The organism is Parafannyhessea sp., from assembly GCF_051876455.1.
In the GTDB taxonomy this organism is placed as follows: Bacteria; Actinomycetota; Coriobacteriia; order Coriobacteriales; family Atopobiaceae; genus Parafannyhessea.
This window is the reverse complement of sequence record NZ_JBJEHW010000115.1, coordinates 1-2,871: the sequence shown is the minus strand read 5'-3', so window position 1 is coordinate 2,871 and position 2,871 is coordinate 1. Positions and strand designations below refer to the sequence as shown.

Sequence of the window (2,871 nt, the reverse complement as noted above, 5' to 3'; positions counted from 1 at the left end):
CGACCCGTTCGCGGTCGTCGGCCGTGGCGTCAACCTGAACCACATGTTCTCCGTGACGCGTAACCGCGAGACGCTGCTCGGCAAGTACGTCTTCCGCGATCACCCCGACTACAAGGACGCTCCGCTCTGGTACCGTCGCGACAGCGCCTTCCACACCGAGGGCGGCGACGTCCTGAACATCAACGCGCACACGCTGGCCATCGGCATCTCGCAGCGCACCCAGGCCGCCGCAATCGACGCCCTCGCACAGAACATGTTCTGGGGCGCCAACGCCGAGAAGTGCGAGATCACGGACATCTACGCCTTCAACATCCCCGTGTCCCGTGCCTTCATGCACCTCGACACCGTCTTCACCCAGATCGATGTTGACAAGTTCACCATCCACCCGGGCATCATGGGCACCCTGCAGGTCTTCAGGCTCACCAAGGGCGCTTCCGAGGGCGAGGTCAAGATCGAGGAGCTCAACGACACGCTCGAGCACATTCTCGAGAAGGCCACCGGCGTCGACGCCATCAAGCTCATCAAGTGCGGCGGCGGCGATCCTGTCGCGGCTGCTCGCGAGCAGTGGAACGACGGTTCCAACACCCTGGCCGTCGCGCCTGGCAAGATTTGCGTCTACCAGCGCAACTCCGTCACCAACGACGTGCTCTACAAGGAGGGCCTCGACCTCATCGTCGTTCCGTCCGCAGAGCTTTCCCGTGGCCGTGGCGGCCCCCGCTGCATGAGCATGCCCTTCGAGCGCGAGGACATCTAATCAGCTTGAGGCTGTAACTCGCGATACCGGGAACGCCACGAGCGTTCCCGGTATCGATGCGTTGTTAATTGCATACCTGCCGGCAAGGACGGCGGGGTGTAGATATTCGAAAGGATAAACATGGGCGTTAATCTTCGTGGTCGTAACTTCCTGAAGCTCCTGGACTTCACCCCCGAGGAGATCAACTATCTGCTCGACCTGTCCGTCGACTTCAAGAACATGAAGCGCGCTGGCGTTCCTCACCGTTACCTCGAGGGCAAGAACGTCGCCCTTCTCTTCGAGAAGACCTCCACTCGTACCCGTTGCTCCTTCGAGGTTGGCGCCTATGACCTCGGCATGGGCTGCACCTACCTTGACCCCAGCGGATCCCAGATGGGCCACAAGGAGTCCATCGCCGACACCGCTCGCGTCCTTGGCCGTATGTTCGACGGCATCGAGTACCGCGGCTTCGAGCAGACCAAGGTCGAGGAGCTCGCTAAGTACGCTGGCGTCCCCGTCTGGAACGGCCTCACCAACGAGTTCCACCCCACCCAGATGCTCGCCGACATCCTCACGATGAAGGAGAACTTCAACAACGACATCAAGGGCCGTCAGCTCACGTTCATGGGCGACGCTGGCAACAACGTCGGCAACTCCCTCATGGTCGTCTGCGCCAAGCTCGGCGTCAACTTCGTCGCCTGCGGCCCCAAGGAGAACATGCCTGAGGCCGACCTCGTCAAGCAGTGCGAGGCCATCGCGGCCGAGAACGGCTCCACGGTCAAGCTGACCGAGGACGTCCACGAGGGCGTCAAGGATGCCGACGCGATCTACACCGACATCTGGGTCTCCATGGGCCAGCCGGACGAGCTCTACAAGGAGCGTATCCCCCTGATGGAGCCCTACCGCGTCACCTCCGACGTCATGGCTCAGGCTCACGACGACTGCATCTTCCTGCACTGCCTGCCCTCCTTCCACGACACCAACACCACCAAGGGTGCCGAGGTCGCGAAGAAGTTCGGCATCACCGAGATGGAGGTCACGAACGAGGTCTTCGAGTCCCGCGCGTCCAAGGTCTTCGACGAGGCCGAGAACCGTATGCACACCATCAAGGCCGTTATGTACGCGACCCTGAAGTAGACAAGATTTAGGTCTTGAATCTACAAGGCCTCCCCATGCATAGGGGAGGCCTTTTTCATGCGATTGTTTCACTAATAATGTTATAAACAGGAAAGTTATGTCTAGACTATGTGAAGCATTCGTATACAATATGTGTGTAAGGTCCATCACAAATTCTTAGGAGGAATTCGATGGCAAACGAAGAAAAGGTGGACAACCCAAATGGCGTAGGCTTCTTTGGCCTCGTCGGTCTGGTTGTCTCATCCTGCATCGGCTCTGGCGTCTTCGCCCTTACCGGGCAGCTCGCCAACGTGGCATCGCCAGGTGCCGCGCTCATCGCATGGGTGATCTGCGGCCTGGGCTTCCTGTTCCTGGCCCTGTCCCTCGCCAACCTTGGCGCGAAGCGTCCTGACGCAGACGGCGTCGTCGCCTACGCAGAGGAGGGCTTCGGTAAGTTCGCGGGCTTCATCTCCGGTTGGGGATACTGGCTGTCCGCCTGGCTGGGCAACGTCGGCTTCGCGACGATGGTCGCCCAGGTCCTCGGCTCCCAGTACTGCCTCGGCAAGGTCTTCCCTGGTTTCTTCTCCGTTCCCAGCACCGGTAACCCCGCGGTCGGCGGCGTCATCGTCATCTCCCTCGTTCTCTGGGCGCTGACGTACCTCGTCATCCGCGGCGTCGAGAGCGCTGCGTTCTTCAACGCGGTCGTCATGGTCGTCAAGGTTGCCACCATCCTCATCTTCATCCTCTTCACCATCTTCTCCTTCAACGCCGGCGTCTTCTCCGCCGACTTCTGGGGCAAGGCTGCCCGTAACGCCGTCATCGTCGCTTCTGGCAACAAGGCGGGCCTTGGCAGCGTCGCCAACCAGGTGACCCAGTGCATCCTCGTCATGATGTGGGTGTTCATCGGCATCGAGGGCGCTTCCGTCATGTCCAAGCGCGCCAAGAAGAAGTCCGAGATTGGCTCCGCCACCATCCTCGGCCTCGTCGTCCTTCTCGTCCTGTACATCGGCGCTTCCGTGCTT

At 60.6% G+C, this 2,871-nt stretch carries 3 protein-coding genes; all 3 read left to right on the top strand.

All coding sequences use genetic code 11. The features are described 5' to 3' along the window. Positions 1 to 754, top strand: a 754-nt coding sequence (locus tag ACI38Z_RS05235) for an arginine deiminase (RefSeq protein ID WP_439789133.1), incomplete at its 5' end; no start/stop codon positions are given. Positions 755 to 874: 120 nt separating this feature from the next. Then, positions 875 to 1,870: an ornithine carbamoyltransferase gene (argF, locus tag ACI38Z_RS05230; RefSeq protein WP_439789132.1), complete on the top strand. Its 996-nt coding sequence runs from the start codon at positions 875 to 877 to the stop codon at positions 1,868 to 1,870. Between the two features lie 170 nt (positions 1,871 to 2,040). Continuing rightward, on the top strand, positions 2,041 to 2,871 hold an 831-nt coding region (locus ACI38Z_RS05225), incomplete at its 3' end, for an amino acid permease (RefSeq protein WP_439789131.1).